The following is a 16,398-nucleotide window of genomic DNA, read 5'->3' as shown; positions in this document are numbered from 1 at the left end:
AGTGTGCCGGTCCGGATCCCGGCCGGCATGACCGACGGGGCGATTCTGCAGCTTCCGGGGATCGGCCCGGCGACGGCGCCCGGTGGGCCCGCACGCGACGCCTACCTCCAGGTCCGGCTCGTGCCCGGAGCGGCCGACGCGGTTCCACCGACGGCCCCGTTCGGTGCGGTGCCCCCGACCTCCGCGCCGCCTGCGGCTCCGTACGGCACGGTGCCGCCGACGGCCCCGTTCGGTGCGGTGCCGCCGACGGCCCCGTTCGGTGCGGTGCCGCCGACGTCGGCTCCGCCTGGTGGCCCGTATGGCGCCGTGCCGCCGACGTCGGCTCCGCCTGGTGGCCCGTATGGCGCCGTGCCGCCGACGTCGGCTCCGCCTGGTGGCCCGTATGGCGCCGTGCCGCCGACGTCGGCTCCGCCTGGTGGCCCGTACGGTGCGGTGCCACCCGCGTCCGGGCCGCCCATGGGTGCCGGCCCGTACGGTCCGTACCCGCCGGTCGGACCGACGCCGTCGAGCGGCTCGGGCAAGGGAAAGATCCTCGCCATCGTCGGTGGTGCGGTCGCGGTCGTGCTGCTGGTGGTGCTGGCGGTACCGCTACTGCTCTGGATGAACGGCGACTCCGAGGACCCCAGGAACACGGCCGGCTCGGGTCCGGGCGGCTCCGGGGCGTCGCCCAGCGCCGCGCCGATGACTCCGCCGGAGTACCAGGCCCTGCTGGCCACGGTCGACAAGTCGGTCGGCGACGCGTTCGGCAAGCTCGGCGGGGCGAAGAGCCCGAAGGCGGTCGGGACGGCGGTGGACGGCATCGAGGCCGCCGTCGAGAAGCAGATCGAGGCGTTGAGCCGCGTCGTGCCGCCGCCGAACGCGGCCACCGCGCACGCCGACCTGCTCAGCGCGCTGGAAGGGCTGAGCGACTCGCTGGCCGAGACCGGTTCGGCGGCCGGCGCCGGCGAGGTCTGCCTCGGCTCCTCGGCGCTGGCCCGGCTCAGCCGCGAGTCGTCCGCCCAGGACGTGCGCGCCGCCCAGCAGGCGCTCGCGACGGCGGACCCGGCGCAGTCGTACCAGGTCGGACAGTTCGTGCCGAAGAAGACCTCGGACAGCAACCGGCGGCTCGGCAACGGCAAGTTCCTCAAGCGGAACCGGAGCGGGCTCGGCGAGCTCAAGATCGAGAACGACGGCGGCACCGACGCGGTCATCAACGTCGTCCGCAACGGCTCCAAGAGCGCGTCGATCAGCGTCTACGTCCGGGCCAAGGGCAAGGTCACGGTCGGCGGCGTCCGGGACGGCACGTACCGGATCTACATGACCGGCGGGAAGGACTGGGACGGCAAGGCCAAGGCGTTCAGCCGCGACTGCAACTTCCAGCGCTTCGAGGACAGTTTCAAGTTCAGCACCACCTCGTCGCAGTACACTATCTGGACGATCACGCTGACGCCGACGGCGGGTGGCAACGCCCGTACCAGTGACGTCGACCCCGGAGACTTCCCGGGCTGACCGTCGCGCTCCGGGGGCGTACCCCGGAGGGCAACCCCGAGCCCGCTCCGGCCGCCGCACGCGGCCGGGGCGGGCTTTTCGTCGTCGCGATCTGACCGCTCCGTCCCCGGCCCACCCTCCCATTCGGTCGACGGGCTCGGCTGACTGCTGCCCATCCGGCCCTGCGGGGCGGCCCGACGCGGGAGGGGTGGGCCGGGAAGGATGCACAAATTCTGTGCACAGAGCTTGTGCATAGATTCTGTGCACAAGTACTGTGCATCTCATGTCCGTCCTTCCGCCGCCGCCCGGCACCGAACCGTCGCAGGTGCACCTCGACGTCGCCCAGATCCGGGTCCTGGCCCATCCGCTCCGGGCACGACTGCTCTCCGCGCTGCGCTCGGCCGGTCCGGCCACCGCGACCCGACTCGCGCAGGCACTCGACACCAACACCGGCGCGACCAGCTACCACCTCCGCCAACTCGCCGACGCGGGACTCGTCGAGGAGGAGGTCGAGCGGGGCACCGGCCGGCAGCGCTGGTGGCGGGCGGCGCACCAGCTCAGTCACTGGCGACCCACCGACTTCGACCAGCATCCGGACGCCCGCGCGGCGGCTGACTGGCTCTACCGGTACGCCCTGCGGGTCCACGCCGACCAGGCCGAGCGCTGGGTGGAGAACCAGCAGGAGTTTCCGGTCGAGTGGCGGGAGGCGGCCGGTCTCTCCGACTACCTGCTCCGGTTGACCCCCGGGCAGCTCCAGCAGCTCTCCGACGAACTGCACGCCGTGCTGGACCGCTACCGGCACGCCCTCGTCTCCGTCGACGACCCGGCCCAGCAGGAGCAGACCGAGGAGCCGGGCGGGACCGAGCGCGTACTGCTCTACCTGCACGCCTTCCCGGTGCGCGGGCCGATGCCCCTCGCCGCACCCCCGTTCGACGGCCCCGAGGCCGAGGAGGAGATCCCGTGAGCAGTTTGACCGCCGCCCAGGTGAGACACCGCTACCTGATCCTGCACGGGCTGCGTTGGCTGCCCATCGGCTTCCTGATTCCTGTGATCACCCTGCTGCTGCTCGAACGAGGGCTGACCCTGCCGCAGGTCGGTCTGGTCGCCGCCGCCCAGGGCCTGGTCGTGCTGGCGCTGGAGTTGCCGACCGGTGGGCTGGCCGACGCGCTGGGGCGCAAGCCGGTGCTGATCGCCGCCACCCTGATCAACCTCGGTTCGCTGGTGCTCTTCGTCTTCGCCGACTCGTTCGTGCTGTTCTTCCTGCTCTTCGTGCTCCAGGGGATCTTCCGGGCGCTGGACAGCGGCCCGCTCGAATCCTGGTACGTCGACGCCGCGCTGGCCGCCGACCCGGAGAGCGAGTACGAGCGCGGGCTCAGCGCCGGGGGAGTGGTGGTCGGGGTCTGCATCGCGGCCGGGGCACTGCTCGCCGGCGGGCTGGTCGCCCTCGGGCCGGTGGGCCCGTTCAGCGCGCTCACCGTCCCGGTGCTGGCCGCGGTGGCACTGGAGGTTGTCGCCCTGGCCGCCCTGCTGCTGCTCCTGGTCGAGGTACGTCCCGCGGCCGGCGTCGCCACGCTGCGCTCCTCGGTCCGGGCGGTGCCCCGGGCGATCGGCGGCGCGTTCGGACTGCTGCGCCGGTCCCGGATCGTGCTCGCCCTGGTCGCGGTGGAGCTGTTCTGGGGCTTCGGCATGGTCACCTTCGAGACGCTGCTGCCGGTACGGCTCTCCGAGGTGATCGGTGACGCGGACAAGGCGGCGGCGCTGCTCGGTCCCACCGGCTCGGCGGCATGGCTGGCCTCGGCCGGCGGCGCGGCGCTGATCGCGTACGTCGCCCGGTGGCTGGGCGCGCCGTTGACCGCCGGGCTGCTGCGCGTCCTGCAGGGCGCCACCGTGGTCGGTATGGCGCTGCTTGCCGGGCCGGCCGGGATCATCGCCGCCTACCTGTTCTGTTACGCCATCCACGGTGCGTCGAACCCGCTGCACATGGGTCTGTTGCACCGTCAGGTCGACGGGCCGTACCGCAACAGCGTCGTCTCGCTCAACTCGATGATGGCCCAGCCCGCCGCCGCGCTCGGCGGCGTGCTGCTGACCGCACTCGCCGCGGCGACCTCGGTCGGTACGGCGATGGTGGTCGGCGCCGTGGTGCTCGCCGTCGCCGCACCGCTCTACCTGCCCGCCTGGCTGGCCGGACGGGGCAGGGCCGGCTCCGCCGGCCCGGATGCCCCCGGCCCGGTGGGTCCGGACGGTTCCGGCCCGGCCGGCCCGGGAGCGACCGTCCCAGCGGGCCCGGAGCCGTTCGGGACCGAGCCGGCGGAGCCCGCCGTGGCGCCCGGGCAACGGCAGCCGGCCGAACCGGCACCGGCCGGCGGGCGGGGTTGAACCGGTACCTCCGGAGGTGGTGCGTCCGGCACGCCACCTCCGGGACCTGATCGCCGGCCGGGATTGGCCGGTGGCGACGTTGGGTACAACCTGGCCGACCTACTGGGACCCCCACCGGGAGGAACTCATGCTCGCCTACATCGCCGCCGGCATCTTCGGCTTCGCCCTACTGCTCGACCTCTTCGACTCCGACCTCGGCGCGCCGGACCTGTTCAACGTGCACACCCTGCTGATGCTCGGCCTGCTGTTCCTCGCGCTCTACCTGGCCGGGGTGGGCCGGGGGCCGGGCACCGCCGGTGGTGGCGGACGGTGGTACCGGGGCCGTCGCCCCGGTCGTGGCTGATCGGAACCGCCTGACGACCGGCCCGGTCATCGGTGCATTTCCGGCACCGGAAACCGGGCCGGTAGTGTCTTCGTGATGGAGTCCGACGGCCTATTCTCGCTTGTCGATCCCGGTGGCGGGCCTGCCGCGTCGGCCGGGACCGGCGCCGCTGGCTTCACCGCACCGGCCGTCGATTCGCCGCTGCCGGTCCGGATGCGTCCGACCAGGCTCGACGAGTTGGTGGGGCAGGACCACCTGCTGGCGCCGGGCTCGCCGCTGCGTCAACTGGTCAGTGGCGCGGCGCCGATGTCGGTGATCCTCTGGGGGCCACCGGGCAGCGGCAAGACCACGATCGCGCACCTGGTCGCGGGCGCCACCGAGCGACGCTTCGTGGCGATGTCGGCCCTCTCCGCCGGGGTGAAGGACGTTCGCGCGGTCATCGACACGGCCCGGCGGGAGCGCCGGGCCGGCGGCCCGCCGACGGTGCTCTTCATCGACGAGGTGCACCGGTTCAGCAAGACGCAGCAGGATTCCCTGCTGGCGGCGGTCGAGGACCGGACGGTCACCCTGCTGGCGGCCACCACCGAGAATCCGTACTTCTCGATCATCTCGCCGCTGCTGTCCCGGTGCGTGCTGCTCACCCTGCAGCCGCTGACCGACGACGCGGTCCGGGGGCTGCTCCGCCGGGCGACCACCGACGAGCGCGGTCTCGGCGGCACGCTCAGCCTGGCCCCCGACGCCGAGGACCACCTGGTCCGGCTCGCCGGCGGAGACGTGCGCAAGGCGCTCACCGCCCTGGAGGCGGCGGCCGGCTCGGCGACCGCGCTCGGCGGTACGGTGATCGACCTGGCCACCGCCGAGCAGGCGGTCGACGTGGCGGCGGTGCGCTACGACCGGGACGGTGACGCCCACTACGACGTCACCAGCGCGTTCATCAAGAGCATGCGTGGCTCCGATGTGGATGCCGCGGTGCACTGGCTGGCCCGGATGCTGGTCGCCGGCGAGGATCCCCGGTTCATCGCCCGGCGGATCGTGATCTTCGCCAGTGAGGACGTCGGCATGGCCGACCCGAGCGCGTTGAGCGTCGCGACCGCCGCCGCCCATGCCGTGGAGTACGTCGGGCTGCCCGAGGCGCAGCTCAACCTCGCCCAGGCGGTGATCCACATGGCCACCGCACCGAAGTCGAACTCGTCGACCACCGCGATCGGCGCCGCGATCGCCGACGTACGTGCCGGACGCGGTGGCCCGGTGCCCCGGGCGTTGCGTGACGCGCACTATCCCGGATCGCGGGGACTCGGGCACGGCACCGGGTACCGCTATCCGCACGACGACCACCGGGGTGTGGTCACCCAGCAGTACGCGCCCGACGACCTGGTCGGGGTGGAGTACTACCGACCGACCGGACACGGTGCCGAGCGCGCGGTGAGTACCCGGCTGCCACTGCTCCGCCGGATCGTCCGGGGCCAGGCCGCCCCACCGTCGGGTGACGGCGGCGGTAGACCGTCGGGTCGCGGCGGCGGTCCACCGTCAGGTGACGGCGGCGCCCCGGCATCGGGTGGTGGTGGTGCGCCGCCGGCCGGGGGCGGTGGCGGTCCGGCGGACGCAACGGAGTCGGCCGCGACGAAGGCGGACCAGAACGGTCGTACCGGGGACACGACCCCGAACGGCCGGACGGCGGACGGGATCGGGGACGACAGGGTGGCGCAGGACAGCGACGGAACGTCGGTCGGGGAGGCAGACCAGTGAGATCGCGCGGTTCGGACCCGGGCGAGGACGCCCACGACGAGCGGCGGGAGCCACGGGGCAAGGGCCGCCGCTGGGGCCGGGGCAAGTCGGAGGAGGTGCCCGAGCAGCCCGAGGTGAGCGGCGAGGAACTCGGCTGGATCGCCGACCTGCGTACCGCCAAGGAGGAGCGGTCGGCGATCGGCCCCGGCGACGGCGTCCCCGCCAACCCGCCGGAGCGGCTGCCCGGCGCACCGGAGGCGTCGTCGGGCAGTGCCCGGGACCGCGCCTTGGCGGAACTGTCGGATCCGCCGCCGCCCGGTCGGGCGGAGCCGGCGACGGGCGGGATGGCGCCTCCGGTCGGCCGGGGGGAACCGGCCGGCCCGGGCGAGCGACCCGGCCCGGTCTTCCCCCCGACGCCGTCGGGATCTCCGACCGGTCCCGCCGAGTACCCGGGCCGGGCCGGCGGGCCGCCGGTCGGCTTTCCTCCGGCGGCGGGCGCCACACCGGCCGCCGGACCAGCGCCCGGTGCCGCGGTGCGCCCCGGGCCGTGGCCGGGCGTACCGGTGGACCGGGGCCCGGTGGACGAGCGGACCCCGCCGCCCGGCGTCCGGCCCGACGGTCGACCGGGTACCGACCCGGGTGTCGAGCCGCCGACCGGTGGCATCCACCAGCCACGCCACGGTGGCCCGGCCGAGCCGCCACCGGGACGCCGGTCGGCGGGGATCCGGCCGGACGACCGGCCCGCCGGTCGGCACGGGCATGCCGCCACGCCGGGCACCCCGACCGGCCCGTCGGCCGGCCGGCACAGTCAACCGCCGCCGGCCGGCGATGTTGTCGTACCCGCGTCGGGCAACGCGCCACCGCTGCCGGGTGTGTCCGCGCCGACGGCCCCGCCGGACCGTCCCGCCGCGGCTGGGCCGGGAGCGGTCGACCCGGCCAGGCCCGGCGTACGTCCGGCCGGTGCCGTGCCGGGCGCGCACGCCGCGCCAGGTGCTCCACCACTGCGGCCCGCCGGTGCCGGTGACGACCCCGGTACCGGCCACTCCGGTCCGCTGACGGACCGGCTCCGGCCGGCGGGGCGGCCGGCCGGCGGCCGCCCGATCGTCCCGGCGGGTGGCTTCGGCCCCACCGTCTCCGGCCCTCCCGGGTCGCCGCTCGGTGAACCCGTCAGCGGGTCCGCACCGGCGAGCCGGGAACCCGGTCCGCCGACAGTGACCCACCCGCCGGCCGGTGCGCCGGGCCTCGACACCGAGCGGCCGGGCGGCCGACACGGTGGCGGTCGACACGAGGCGCCGCCGGGCGACGACCCCGTTCCGCCACCTCGTGGGCCGCGCGTCCGGCCCGGAGCCGAACCCCCGCCCGCCCCTCGTCCGTCCGGCCCCGGTCCGGTCGGCCGGCACAGCGGCGGACTGCCGGTGGTGCCGGGCCGGCAGGGGGAGGTGAGTCCGGCCGACGCCGGACCGCGTCCTGACGGGCCACCACCCTCGGTGGGCGGGGCACGGACCGCTGTCCCGCCGGTTCCGCCCGCGCCGCCCGGTCCGGGTCCGCGCCCCGGTGGGACCGACCGCCCGACGGGTCCGGTGGAGACCGGCCGTCCTGCCGCCGCGGCCCGTGGTCCGATGGCTCCGGACCGCTCCCGGCCGGTGCCTGGACAGCCCGCCGGCGGGCCCGGGGAACCCGGCCGTCCCGGGCCGGAGTCCCGGCAGACCCCGGGGCAGGGCCCGCCGCCGGCCCGGACCGGCCCGGTCCCGGCAGGTCGGGGACCCGCCGTCACACCGGGTGCCCCGGTGCGTGCGGGTGTGGCCGTGCCGCCGGCTGCCCCGGTGCGTGCGGGTGCGGCCGTACCGCCGGCTGCCCCGGTGCGTGCGGGTGCGGCCGTACCGCCGGTTGATTCGCCGTCGGCGGGTGCCGCCCCGGTGGCCGGCGTCGCCCGACCGGATGGTGTCGAGCCGCGTACCGGACCGGGAGGTGGGCGGCCGGCTGAGCCGGGCCAGCCCCACGACCGGTCCGGGGAGGCGTCCGACGAACGGGAACCGGTGCCGGGTGCGCGTACCGACCTGCGGCACCAGATCCGCGAGCAGCGTCGGCTCCGGACCATCGCCCTGCTGCTGGCGAGCCTGCTGGTGCTCGGCGCGCTGCCGACGTACTTCGGTATCCGGGCGGCGACCCGCGATCCCGTCTTCAACTCCCTCGACGCCCTCACCGTGCCCGCCTGGGCCGAGCAGGACATCGTGGACGGGGTGAGCGGCAGCCGGTGGTGCCTGCTCGAATGCCGGTTCCGGGAACGGACCCTGGAGTCCGAACGGCCCTGGGAGGAGACCGCCCAGGCGTACGAGTCCGCGTTGACCGGCGAGGGCTGGCAGCCCTGGAAGGTGGCGCTCTGCCCGGAGCAGCCGGTGGAGAACCAGCACTACAGCTGCTGGCGGCGGGACGAGTTGACGCTCGACCTCTGGGTACGCCCACCGGCCTGCCCGGAGGCTGTGCCGGGCGAGTCCCCGGGAGCGCCTCCGGCGGAGGGTACCGAGCCCGGTGACCCGGCCGGAGCGGAGAATCCGGGTACGGACTGCCAGGGGTCGGTGATCTCGATCAAGGTACGCAACGCGATCGCGGACGACCGGCTCGGCCCGAGGCCGACCACCGACCCGTCGTTCCCCGGTGTGGACCCTGACCTGCCGCTGCCGGACGACCTGCTCCCCACACCCACCCCGTCGTGAGGCCGGTGGTCGTCACCGACGGTAGGGTTGGCGGTTGATACTCCGATGGGCGATCCGGCGTGCCGTTGCAGAGCGGCGACACGCCGGTGTCCGAGTGAGACGGTCGCGCGTTTCAAGACGGTGCATGGAGGAGGACACGGGTGGACGCTGGAGAGATCGGTCAGATCGCCGCGCTCGTCGCGGCCGGGGCGTTCCTGATGCTGGTGCTGGTGATGGCCAGGCCGATCTGGCGGCTGGGCAACACCGTCGACGCGGCGACCCGGGCGATCAACGACATCAACGAGCGTACGGCGCCGCTGCTCACGAACATGAACGTGACCATCGAGAACGTGAACACGGCGCTGGGGCAGGTGCACACCTCGCTCGACGGGGTCAACATCCAGCTCGCGAAGATCGACACGATGACCGGGCACGCCCAGAACGTCACCGCCAATGTCGCGAACCTGGCCACCGTGATCTCCGCCGCCGCGGCGAACCCGCTGGTCAAGGTGGCGGCGTTCGGGTACGGCGTACGTCGGGCCGCCGCCGCCCGCCGCAGCGCGGAGCAGGAGCGTGAGGTCCGTACCACGCTGAAGCAGCAGCGCCGGGCCAGCCGGCGCGGCGGGCGGTGACCGGGACCCCCGGCGATCCGGGCCGACCCGTCGGTGGGTCCGTCCCGATCTCGGCGGGTCGACGTCGCGGCCCGTCCCCGGGCCCGGGTTCGCCGGTCCGGCGGGGATCCAACCTTGACCTGCCGCACCCGGTGGTGGACCCGCCGCGTGCGGCGCCCCGGCACGGAGAGAGGATGGGGCCATGAAGCGACTGCTCTGGTTGGGCATCGGACTCGCCGTCGGCGCGCTGGTCGTCCGCAAGGTGACCCGGACGGCCCAGGCGTACACGCCGGGCGGGATCGCCAGCTCGTTGACCGAGTCCGCCGGCGGCCTGGTCCAGGCGCTGCGGGACTTCGCGGACGACGTCCGGGACGGCATGGCCGAGCGCGAGCAGCAGATCCACGAGGCGTTCGCCGAGGGCGTGGCGTTCGACGACCAGTTCGCCGAGCTGCGGGAGGACCCCCGGCTCGGCGACCGTGAGCTATTTCCGGAGGAAGGCACCAGATGAGAACGGCGGAAGTCAAGCGGCGCTACCTGGCGCACTTCGAGGCCAACGGCCACACGGTGGTGCCGTCCGCTCCGCTGCCGGCGATCGACGACCCGAACCTGCTGTTCGTCAACGCCGGCATGGTGCAGTTCGTGCCGTACTTCCTCGGCCAGCAGACGCCGTCGTTCCGGCGGGCGGTGTCGGTGCAGAAGTGCATCCGTACGCCGGACATCGACGAGGTCGGCAAGACCTCGCGGCACGGCACGTTCTTCCAGATGAACGGCAACTTCTCCTTCGGTGACTACTTCAAGGACGGGGCGATCCCGTTCGCCTGGGACCTGGTGACGAAGCCGGTCGACCAGGGTGGGTTCGGGCTGGATCCGGAGCGGATCTGGGTGACCGTCTACCTGGACGACGACGAGGCCGAGGCGATCTGGCTCCGGACCGGGGTGCCGGCCGAGCGGATCGTACGCCGGGGCAAGAAGGACAACTTCTGGTCGATGGGGATCCCCGGCCCGGCCGGCCCCTGCTCCGAGCTCTACTACGACCGGGGCCCGGCATACGGTCGGGAGGGTGGTCCGGAGGTCGACGAGGACCGCTACCTGGAGTTCTGGAACCTCGTCTTCATGCAGTACGACATCGGTGACGTACGCAGCAAGGAGGAGTTCCGGATCCTCGGCGAGTTGCCGGCGAAGAACATCGACACCGGCATGGGCCTGGAGCGGATGGCCTCGATCCTGCAGGGTGTCGACAACCTGTACGAGATCGACGAGGTGCGGCCGATCCTGGACCGGGCGGCGGAGCTGACCGGCAAGCGGTACGGCGCGCACTCCGGGCACGCCGCGTCGGAGTCGCATCCGGACGACGTACGGCTGCGGGTGATCGCCGACCACGTGCGGACCTCGCTGATGCTGATCGGTGACGGGGTGACCCCGTCCAACGAGGGTCGCGGCTACGTGCTGCGCCGGATCATGCGGCGGGCGATCCGGGCGGTCCGACTGCTCGGCTGGCAGGAGCGGGCGTTGCCGGAGCTGCTGCCGGTGGCCCGGGACTGCATGGCCCCGTCCTACCCGGAACTGGCCAAGGAGTTCGACCGCATCTCGTCGTACGCGTACGCCGAGGAGGACGCGTTCCTGGCCACGCTGCGGGCGGGGACCACGATCCTGGACACCGCGATCGCCGACACCCGTTCGGCGGGTGGCAGCCGGCTCTCCGGTGACAAGGCGTTCCAGCTGCACGACACGTACGGCTTCCCGATCGACCTGACCCTGGAGATCGCGGCCGAGCAGGGGCTGCAGGTCGACCAGGAGGGCTTCCGTCGGCTGATGGCCGACCAGCGGGCCCGGGCCAAGGCCGACGCGCAGGCGCGCAAGACCGGGCACGTGGACCTGTCGGCGTACCGGTCGGTGCTGGACGCGGGCGGCCCGGTCCAGTTCACCGGCTACACCGAGGTCTCCCGCGAGTCGGCGGTACGGGCGCTGCTCGGTGCCGGCGGCGTCGCGGTCGAGGCGGCCGGCGAGGGGGAGACCGTCGAGCTGGTGCTGGACTCGACGCCGTTCTACGCCGAGGGTGGTGGCCAGCAGCCCGATGTGGGCCTGATCACGGTCGGCGGCGGCCAGGTCGAGGTGCTCGACGTGCAGCAGCCGATCCCGGGGTTGATCGTGCACCGGGCCCGGGTGGTCCGGGGTGAGGTCCGCCGGGGTGAGGCCGGGCTGGCCGAGATCGACATCACCCGGCGTCGGGCGATCTCCCGCTCACACACCGCCACCCACCTGGTGCACCAGACGATGCGGAACTTCCTCGGCGAGGCGGCGACCCAGGCGGGTTCGCTGAACGCGCCGGGTCGGCTGCGGTTCGACTTCAACACCCCGACCGGGGTGGCGCCGAGCGTGCTCACCGACGTCGAGCAGCAGATCAACGAGGTGCTCCTGGCCGACCTGGAGGTGCGGGCCTTCATCACCTCCCAGGAGGAGGCACGCCGGCTCGGCGCGATGGCCCTGTTCGGCGAGAAGTACGGCGACGAGGTGCGGGTCGTCGAGGTCGGCGACTACGCCCGTGAGCTGTGCGGCGGTACCCACGTGGCCCGTTCGGCGCAGCTCGGCCTGGTCAAGATCCTCTCCGAGTCGTCGATCGGCTCCGGGGTCCGCCGGGTGGAGGCGTTGGTCGGCCTCGACGCGTTCCGGTTCCTGGCCAAGGAGCACCTGCTGGTCTCCCGGCTGGCCGAGCTGTACCGGGTGCCCAGTGAGCAGGTGGCGGACCGGGTGGAGCAGACCGTCGCCCAACTGCGTGACGCCGAACGGGAGCTGGAGAAGCTCCGGGCGCAGCTGGTCCTCGGTGGCGCGGCGGCGCTGGCCCAGCAGGCCCGGGACGTCCGCGGTGTCGCCTACGTCGGTACCGAGGCGCCGGAGGGCGCGGCCGGCAATGACGTGCGTACTCTCGCCCAGGAGATCCGGGGCAAGATCGACCCGGCCCGTCCGGCGGTGGTCGCGGTGGCCGCCCGGTCCGGCGGCAAGGCGTCGCTGGTGGTCGCGGTGAACCCGGCGGCCAAGGAGCGGGGGGTCTCGGCGGCGACCCTGGTCAAGGGCGCGCTCTCCGGCCGGGGCGGCGGCAACGCCGATCTCGCGCAGGGCGGCGGGCTGCCGGCCGGCGAGGCGCCCGCGCTGCTGGTCGCGGTCGAGAAGGCGCTGGCCGAGGCGTGAGGCCGGGGTACACCGGGAGAAGCAGTCGTGACGTTCCGGTCAGGTGACCGTGGGCCCGCTCCGGGCCTGGTTGCCCGGGGTGCGGCCGTTGTGATTGGATCTTCAGCCACGACGGCCCGCCCCCGCACCGGGGCAGGCCTGCCGACGGACGGGCTACGCGGAGGATTCGGATGACCGGATGGTCCCGTGGCGTACGACTCGGCGTGGACGTCGGCCAGGTGCGGGTGGGCATCGCGCTCTCCGATCCGGACGGCATCCTCGCCACCCCGCTGGTCACGCTGGCCCGGGACGTACGGACCGGTCCGGACGGGGTGCCGACCGATATCTCGGAAGTCGCGCGACTCGTCGAACTTCACGAGGCGGTGGCGGTGGTGGTCGGTCTGCCGGTGAACCTGGCCGGTGGCCACGGTCCCGCGGCGGTGCACGTGCAGGCGTACGCCGCGCGGCTGGCCGAGGCGGTCGCCCCGGTGCCGGTGGAATTCGTGGATGAGAGGATGTCGACGGTCGTGGCTTCTCGTAGGCTGGCCGAGCGGGGCGTCCGAGGACGGCGTCAACGGGCGGTGGTCGATCAGGCGGCCGCGGTGGAGATTCTGCAGAGCTGGCTGGACAGGCAGCGGAGGCGGACGGAATGATCGACGATTTCGCGTTCGACGAGGACATGGAGAAGGGGCGGCACCGGCACGGCGCGCAACGCAAGCGGAACGGCAAGAAGAAGAAGCGCAAGAGCAGCCGTGGCCGTACGGTGGCGGCCCTGCTGATGGCCTTCGTCCTGCTGGGCGTGCTCGGCGGGGTCGGTTGGTACGGCTTCGACCGGGTCCAGGGCTACTTCATCACCCCGGACTACGACGGCGACGGCAGCGGCGAGGTCCGGGTCCAGATCGCCGAGGGCGAGAGCCTGGGCCAGATTGCCAGCACCCTGGTCGAGGCGGGCGTCGTCAAGAGCACCAAGGCGTTCATCGAGGCGGCCGACGAGAACTCCCGCAGCCAGAACATCCAGCCGGGCCTCTACAAGGTCCGCAAGGAGATGAGCGCGGCACTGGCGCTGACGGCTCTGCTTGACCCGAAGAACAAGCTGACGAACCTGCTCACCATTCGCGAGGGCAGGACCGCCAAGCAGATCTACAAACTGCTCTCCGAGCATACGAAGATCCCGGTCAAGGAGTTCGAGGCCGCCGCGAAGGACCCGGAGGAACTGGGCGTTCCGGATTTCTGGTTCGAGCGGAAAGACGGCCAGAAGAGTAAGAAGTCGATTGAGGGCTTCCTCTTCCCGGACAGCTACGACTTCCCGCCGGACTCCACCGCCGAGAGCATTCTCAAGCAGATGGTGCAGCGGTTCCTCAATGTGGCCGAGGAAATCGACTTCGTGAAGACGGTCGAGACCAAGCGCGGCGGCATCAGCCCGTACGAGGCGTTGATCGTGGCGTCGCTGGCGCAGGCCGAGGCGGGCAACAAGGACGACCTCGGCAAGATCGCCCGGGTCGCGTACAACCGGGCCTACGGCGACGTCCTGTACTGCGAGAACGGCAACGGCCTGATGAACTGCCTGGAGTTCGACGTCGGGGTCAACTACTACTGGGAGTTGACCGACGAGAAGACCAAGGCGTCGAAGGACATGACCGACGCCGACCTCTTCGACAAGAACAACCCGTACCGGATGCACGGCAGGGCCGGACTGACCCCGACGCCGATCAACAACCCGGGCAAGCAGGCCCTGGAGGGGGCGATGGACCCGCCGCCGGGGAAGTGGCTGTTCTTCGTGGCGGTCGACAAGGAGGGCCACTCCGAGTTCGCCGAGACCAACGCCGAGCACGAGCGGAACATCCAGAAGGCCCGCGAGAACGGCGTCCTCTGAGATGACGGTGGCACGCCGGGCGGCGGTGCTGGGCAAGCCGATCAGCCACTCGCTGTCACCGGTGATCCACAACGCCGGCTACGCGGCCGCCGGGTTGACCGGCTGGTCGTACACCGCGATCGAGTGCGCCGAGGCCGAGCTGCCCGACCGGGTGGCCGGCCTCGGCCCGGAGTGGGCCGGCCTGTCGCTCACCATGCCGTTGAAAGAGGTGGCGCTCGTGGTGGCCGGCGAGGTCTCGCCGGTCGCCGCCGCCGTCGGCGCCGCCAACACCCTGGTACGCCGCCCCGACGGATCCTGGTACGCCGACAACACCGACGTGCCGGGCATGGTCGAGGTGCTGGGCGGGGCGGGGGTGACCGAGGGCGCCGAGGTGGTCCTGCTCGGCGCCGGCGGTACCGCCCGGGCGGCGCTCGCCGCCGCCGCCCGACTGCGGGCGAGCCGGGTCAGCTGTCGGGTCCGGCGTCGGTCCGCCGGGGCGGAACTGGCTCCGCTGGCCGACGCGCTCGGCCTGCGGTTCGAGGTCGAGGACTGGGATGATCCGGCCGATCCCGGCCGGGCCGACGTGCTGGTCTCGACGGTGCCGAAGGGTGCGGCCGACCAGTTCGCCGGGGCGGCCCGGTCCTGGCGGCCCGGGACGGTGGTCTTCGACGTCGTCTACGACCCGTGGCCGACTCCGCTCGCGGCGGCCGCGTCGGCGGCCGGCTGTCGGATCGTTTCCGGCCTCGACCTGCTGCTGGCCCAGGCCGTCGGGCAGTTCGAGCAGTTCACCGGGGTGACCGCCCCGTTGTCGGCGATGCGGTCCGCGCTGGCCTCGGCACGGTCGGCCCGCTGACGGCTCCGGCCCCGCCGTCGCCCGGGTCGCGTGTGACGTCGCGTTCCGCGGGTTCGGGTTCCGGGTCGGGATCTCCCGGGCCGCGATCCGGGTGGGTGTCTGCCGGGGTGCCCGTACGTCCGCCTCGGGTGAGGGTGAGCACCGCGACCATCGAGAGGACCGTGGTGCCGAACATCACCACGGCCATCGGGACGGCACTGTCGTCCGGTCCGAGCCCGGCGAGCGGGGCGACCACCGACGCGATGCTCTGCTGGAGTGCGCCGAGCAGGGCCGCGGCGGTGCCCGCGTGGCCGGGGTGCCGGTCGAGTGCCAGGGCCAGCCCGTTGGGCAGCGTCATGCCGATGCTGGAGACGAAGATGAGCAGCGCCACCGCGACGGCCGCCAGGTTCCGGGTCGTCGCGCCGGTGAGCAGCACCGACCCGGCCAGTGTTCCGCCCAGCAGGCCGACGGTGAGCAGCCGGCGGGTGGGGAACCGGTCGAGCAGTCGGGCGTTGAGTTGGCCGACCACGGTCATCCCGGCGGCGTTGAGCCCGAAGAGCAGGCTGAACCAGCCGGCGGAGAGGGCGAAGACGTCCTGGAGCACGAACGACGATCCGGAGATGTAGGCGAACAGCGCGGAGAAGGCCAGGCCCTGGGTCAGGACGTACCCGACGTAGACGCGGTCGCTGAGCAGGGACCGTACCGCCCGGAGGGTGGCCGGCAGCCCACCGACGGTGCGGCGGGCCGGGGGCAGCGTCTCCGGCAGCCAGCACACCACCGCCACCAGGAGCAGCGCGCCGATGCCGGCCAGGGCGACGAAGGTGAGCTGCCAGGGGCCGAACTGCAGCACCAGGTTGCCGAGGGCGGGCGCGACCACCGGGGCGATCCCGAAGATCAGGATCAGTCGGGAGAAGTACTTGGCGGCCGCCCGTCCCGAGTAGAGGTCACGGACGATGGCGCGGGCGACCACCACACCCATGCCGCTCGCGATGCCCTGGGCCAGCCGCAGCGCCGCGAGCGCGCCGGCGGACGGTGCGAACGCGCAGAGCAGGCTGCACACCGTGTAGGCGGCGACGCCGGCCAGCACCGGCCACCGGCGGCCCCAACGGTCGCTGAGCGGCCCGGTGACCAGTTGGCCGAGGGCCAGACCGAGCAGGAACGTGGTGAGGGAGAGCTGTACCTCGGCCGGGGTGGCGTCGAGGACGTGGGTCATCGCGGGAAACGCCGGCAGGTACATGTCCAGCGACAGCGGACCCACCGCGGTGAGGGTGCCGAGTAGCAGCAGCAGGCCGACGGCGGCCCGGCCGGTCGGTGCCACTGGGCGTGGTGTGTCCACGACGTCCCCCTACGCTTGG

12 protein-coding genes and 1 pseudogene are annotated in these 16,398 nt (G+C 73.3%); 12 read left to right on the top strand and 1 reads right to left on the bottom strand.

Annotation, left to right across the window (positions count from 1 at the left end; genetic code table 11):
• Positions 1-432 precede the first annotated feature (432 nt).
• From V1633_RS25600 to V1633_RS25545, 12 genes are all read left to right on the top strand, one after another.
• Positions 433-1,488, top strand: coding sequence for a hypothetical protein (locus tag V1633_RS25600; RefSeq protein ID WP_331216945.1), 1,056 nt, complete (start codon positions 433-435; stop codon positions 1,486-1,488).
• 262 nt (positions 1,489-1,750) lie between these two features.
• On the top strand, positions 1,751-2,431 hold the full coding sequence (locus V1633_RS25595) for an ArsR/SmtB family transcription factor (RefSeq protein WP_331216944.1): 681 nt from the start codon (positions 1,751-1,753) through the stop codon (positions 2,429-2,431).
• The gene (locus V1633_RS25590) at positions 2,428-3,843 is read left to right on the top strand and encodes an MFS transporter (RefSeq protein WP_331216943.1); all 1,416 of its coding nucleotides are present in this window, start codon (positions 2,428-2,430) and stop codon (positions 3,841-3,843) included. The genes V1633_RS25595 and V1633_RS25590 overlap by 4 nt, the downstream gene beginning before the upstream one ends.
• A 79-nt stretch (positions 3,844-3,922) precedes the next feature.
• Positions 3,923-4,186 carry a hypothetical protein gene (locus V1633_RS25585; protein WP_407952105.1) on the top strand — a complete coding sequence of 88 codons (264 nt, stop codon included), beginning with the start codon at positions 3,923-3,925 and terminating at the stop codon, positions 4,184-4,186.
• A gap of 75 nt (positions 4,187-4,261) precedes the next feature.
• Positions 4,262-5,911, top strand: a complete 1,650-nt coding sequence (locus V1633_RS25580; RefSeq protein ID WP_331216942.1) for a replication-associated recombination protein A — start codon at positions 4,262-4,264, stop codon at positions 5,909-5,911.
• 2,015 nt (positions 5,912-7,926) lie between these two features.
• Complete coding sequence (locus tag V1633_RS25575) at positions 7,927-8,604, top strand: hypothetical protein (protein WP_331216979.1); 678 nt, start codon at positions 7,927-7,929, stop codon at positions 8,602-8,604.
• 140 nt (positions 8,605-8,744) lie between these two features.
• On the top strand, positions 8,745-9,215 hold the full coding sequence (locus V1633_RS25570) for a DUF948 domain-containing protein (RefSeq protein WP_331216941.1): 471 nt from the start codon (positions 8,745-8,747) through the stop codon (positions 9,213-9,215).
• A 181-nt stretch (positions 9,216-9,396) separates the two neighbouring features.
• Complete coding sequence (locus V1633_RS25565) at positions 9,397-9,702, top strand: hypothetical protein (protein WP_331216940.1); 306 nt, start codon at positions 9,397-9,399, stop codon at positions 9,700-9,702.
• Positions 9,699-12,380 carry an alanine--tRNA ligase gene (gene alaS / locus V1633_RS25560; RefSeq protein ID WP_331216939.1) on the top strand — a complete coding sequence of 894 codons (2,682 nt, stop codon included), beginning with the start codon at positions 9,699-9,701 and terminating at the stop codon, positions 12,378-12,380. Before V1633_RS25565 ends, alaS begins: the two co-directional genes overlap by 4 nt.
• A gap of 170 nt (positions 12,381-12,550) precedes the next feature.
• Complete coding sequence (gene ruvX / locus V1633_RS25555; RefSeq protein WP_331216938.1) at positions 12,551-13,012, top strand: Holliday junction resolvase RuvX; 462 nt, start codon at positions 12,551-12,553, stop codon at positions 13,010-13,012.
• Positions 13,009-14,232: an endolytic transglycosylase MltG gene (gene mltG, locus V1633_RS25550; protein WP_331216937.1), complete on the top strand. Its 1,224-nt coding sequence runs from the start codon at positions 13,009-13,011 to the stop codon at positions 14,230-14,232. Before ruvX ends, mltG begins: the two co-directional genes overlap by 4 nt.
• Position 14,233: 1 nt before the next feature.
• Positions 14,234-15,064: a shikimate dehydrogenase gene (locus V1633_RS25545; RefSeq protein ID WP_331216936.1), complete on the top strand. Its 831-nt coding sequence runs from the start codon at positions 14,234-14,236 to the stop codon at positions 15,062-15,064.
• 115 nt (positions 15,065-15,179) lie between these two features.
• On the opposite strand, the pseudogene V1633_RS25540 reads toward V1633_RS25545, so the two are convergent.
• Positions 15,180-16,379: pseudogene (locus tag V1633_RS25540) on the bottom strand (multidrug effflux MFS transporter); the annotation flags it as partial.
• Positions 16,380-16,398 lie beyond the last annotated feature (19 nt).

Origin of the sequence: Plantactinospora sonchi (genome assembly GCF_036422035.1) — a bacterium.
GTDB classification, from domain to species: Bacteria; Actinomycetota; Actinomycetes; order Mycobacteriales; family Micromonosporaceae; genus Plantactinospora; species Plantactinospora sonchi.
The sequence above is the reverse complement of the archived record's forward strand: the minus strand, read 5'-3'. Positions and strand labels throughout refer to the sequence as shown.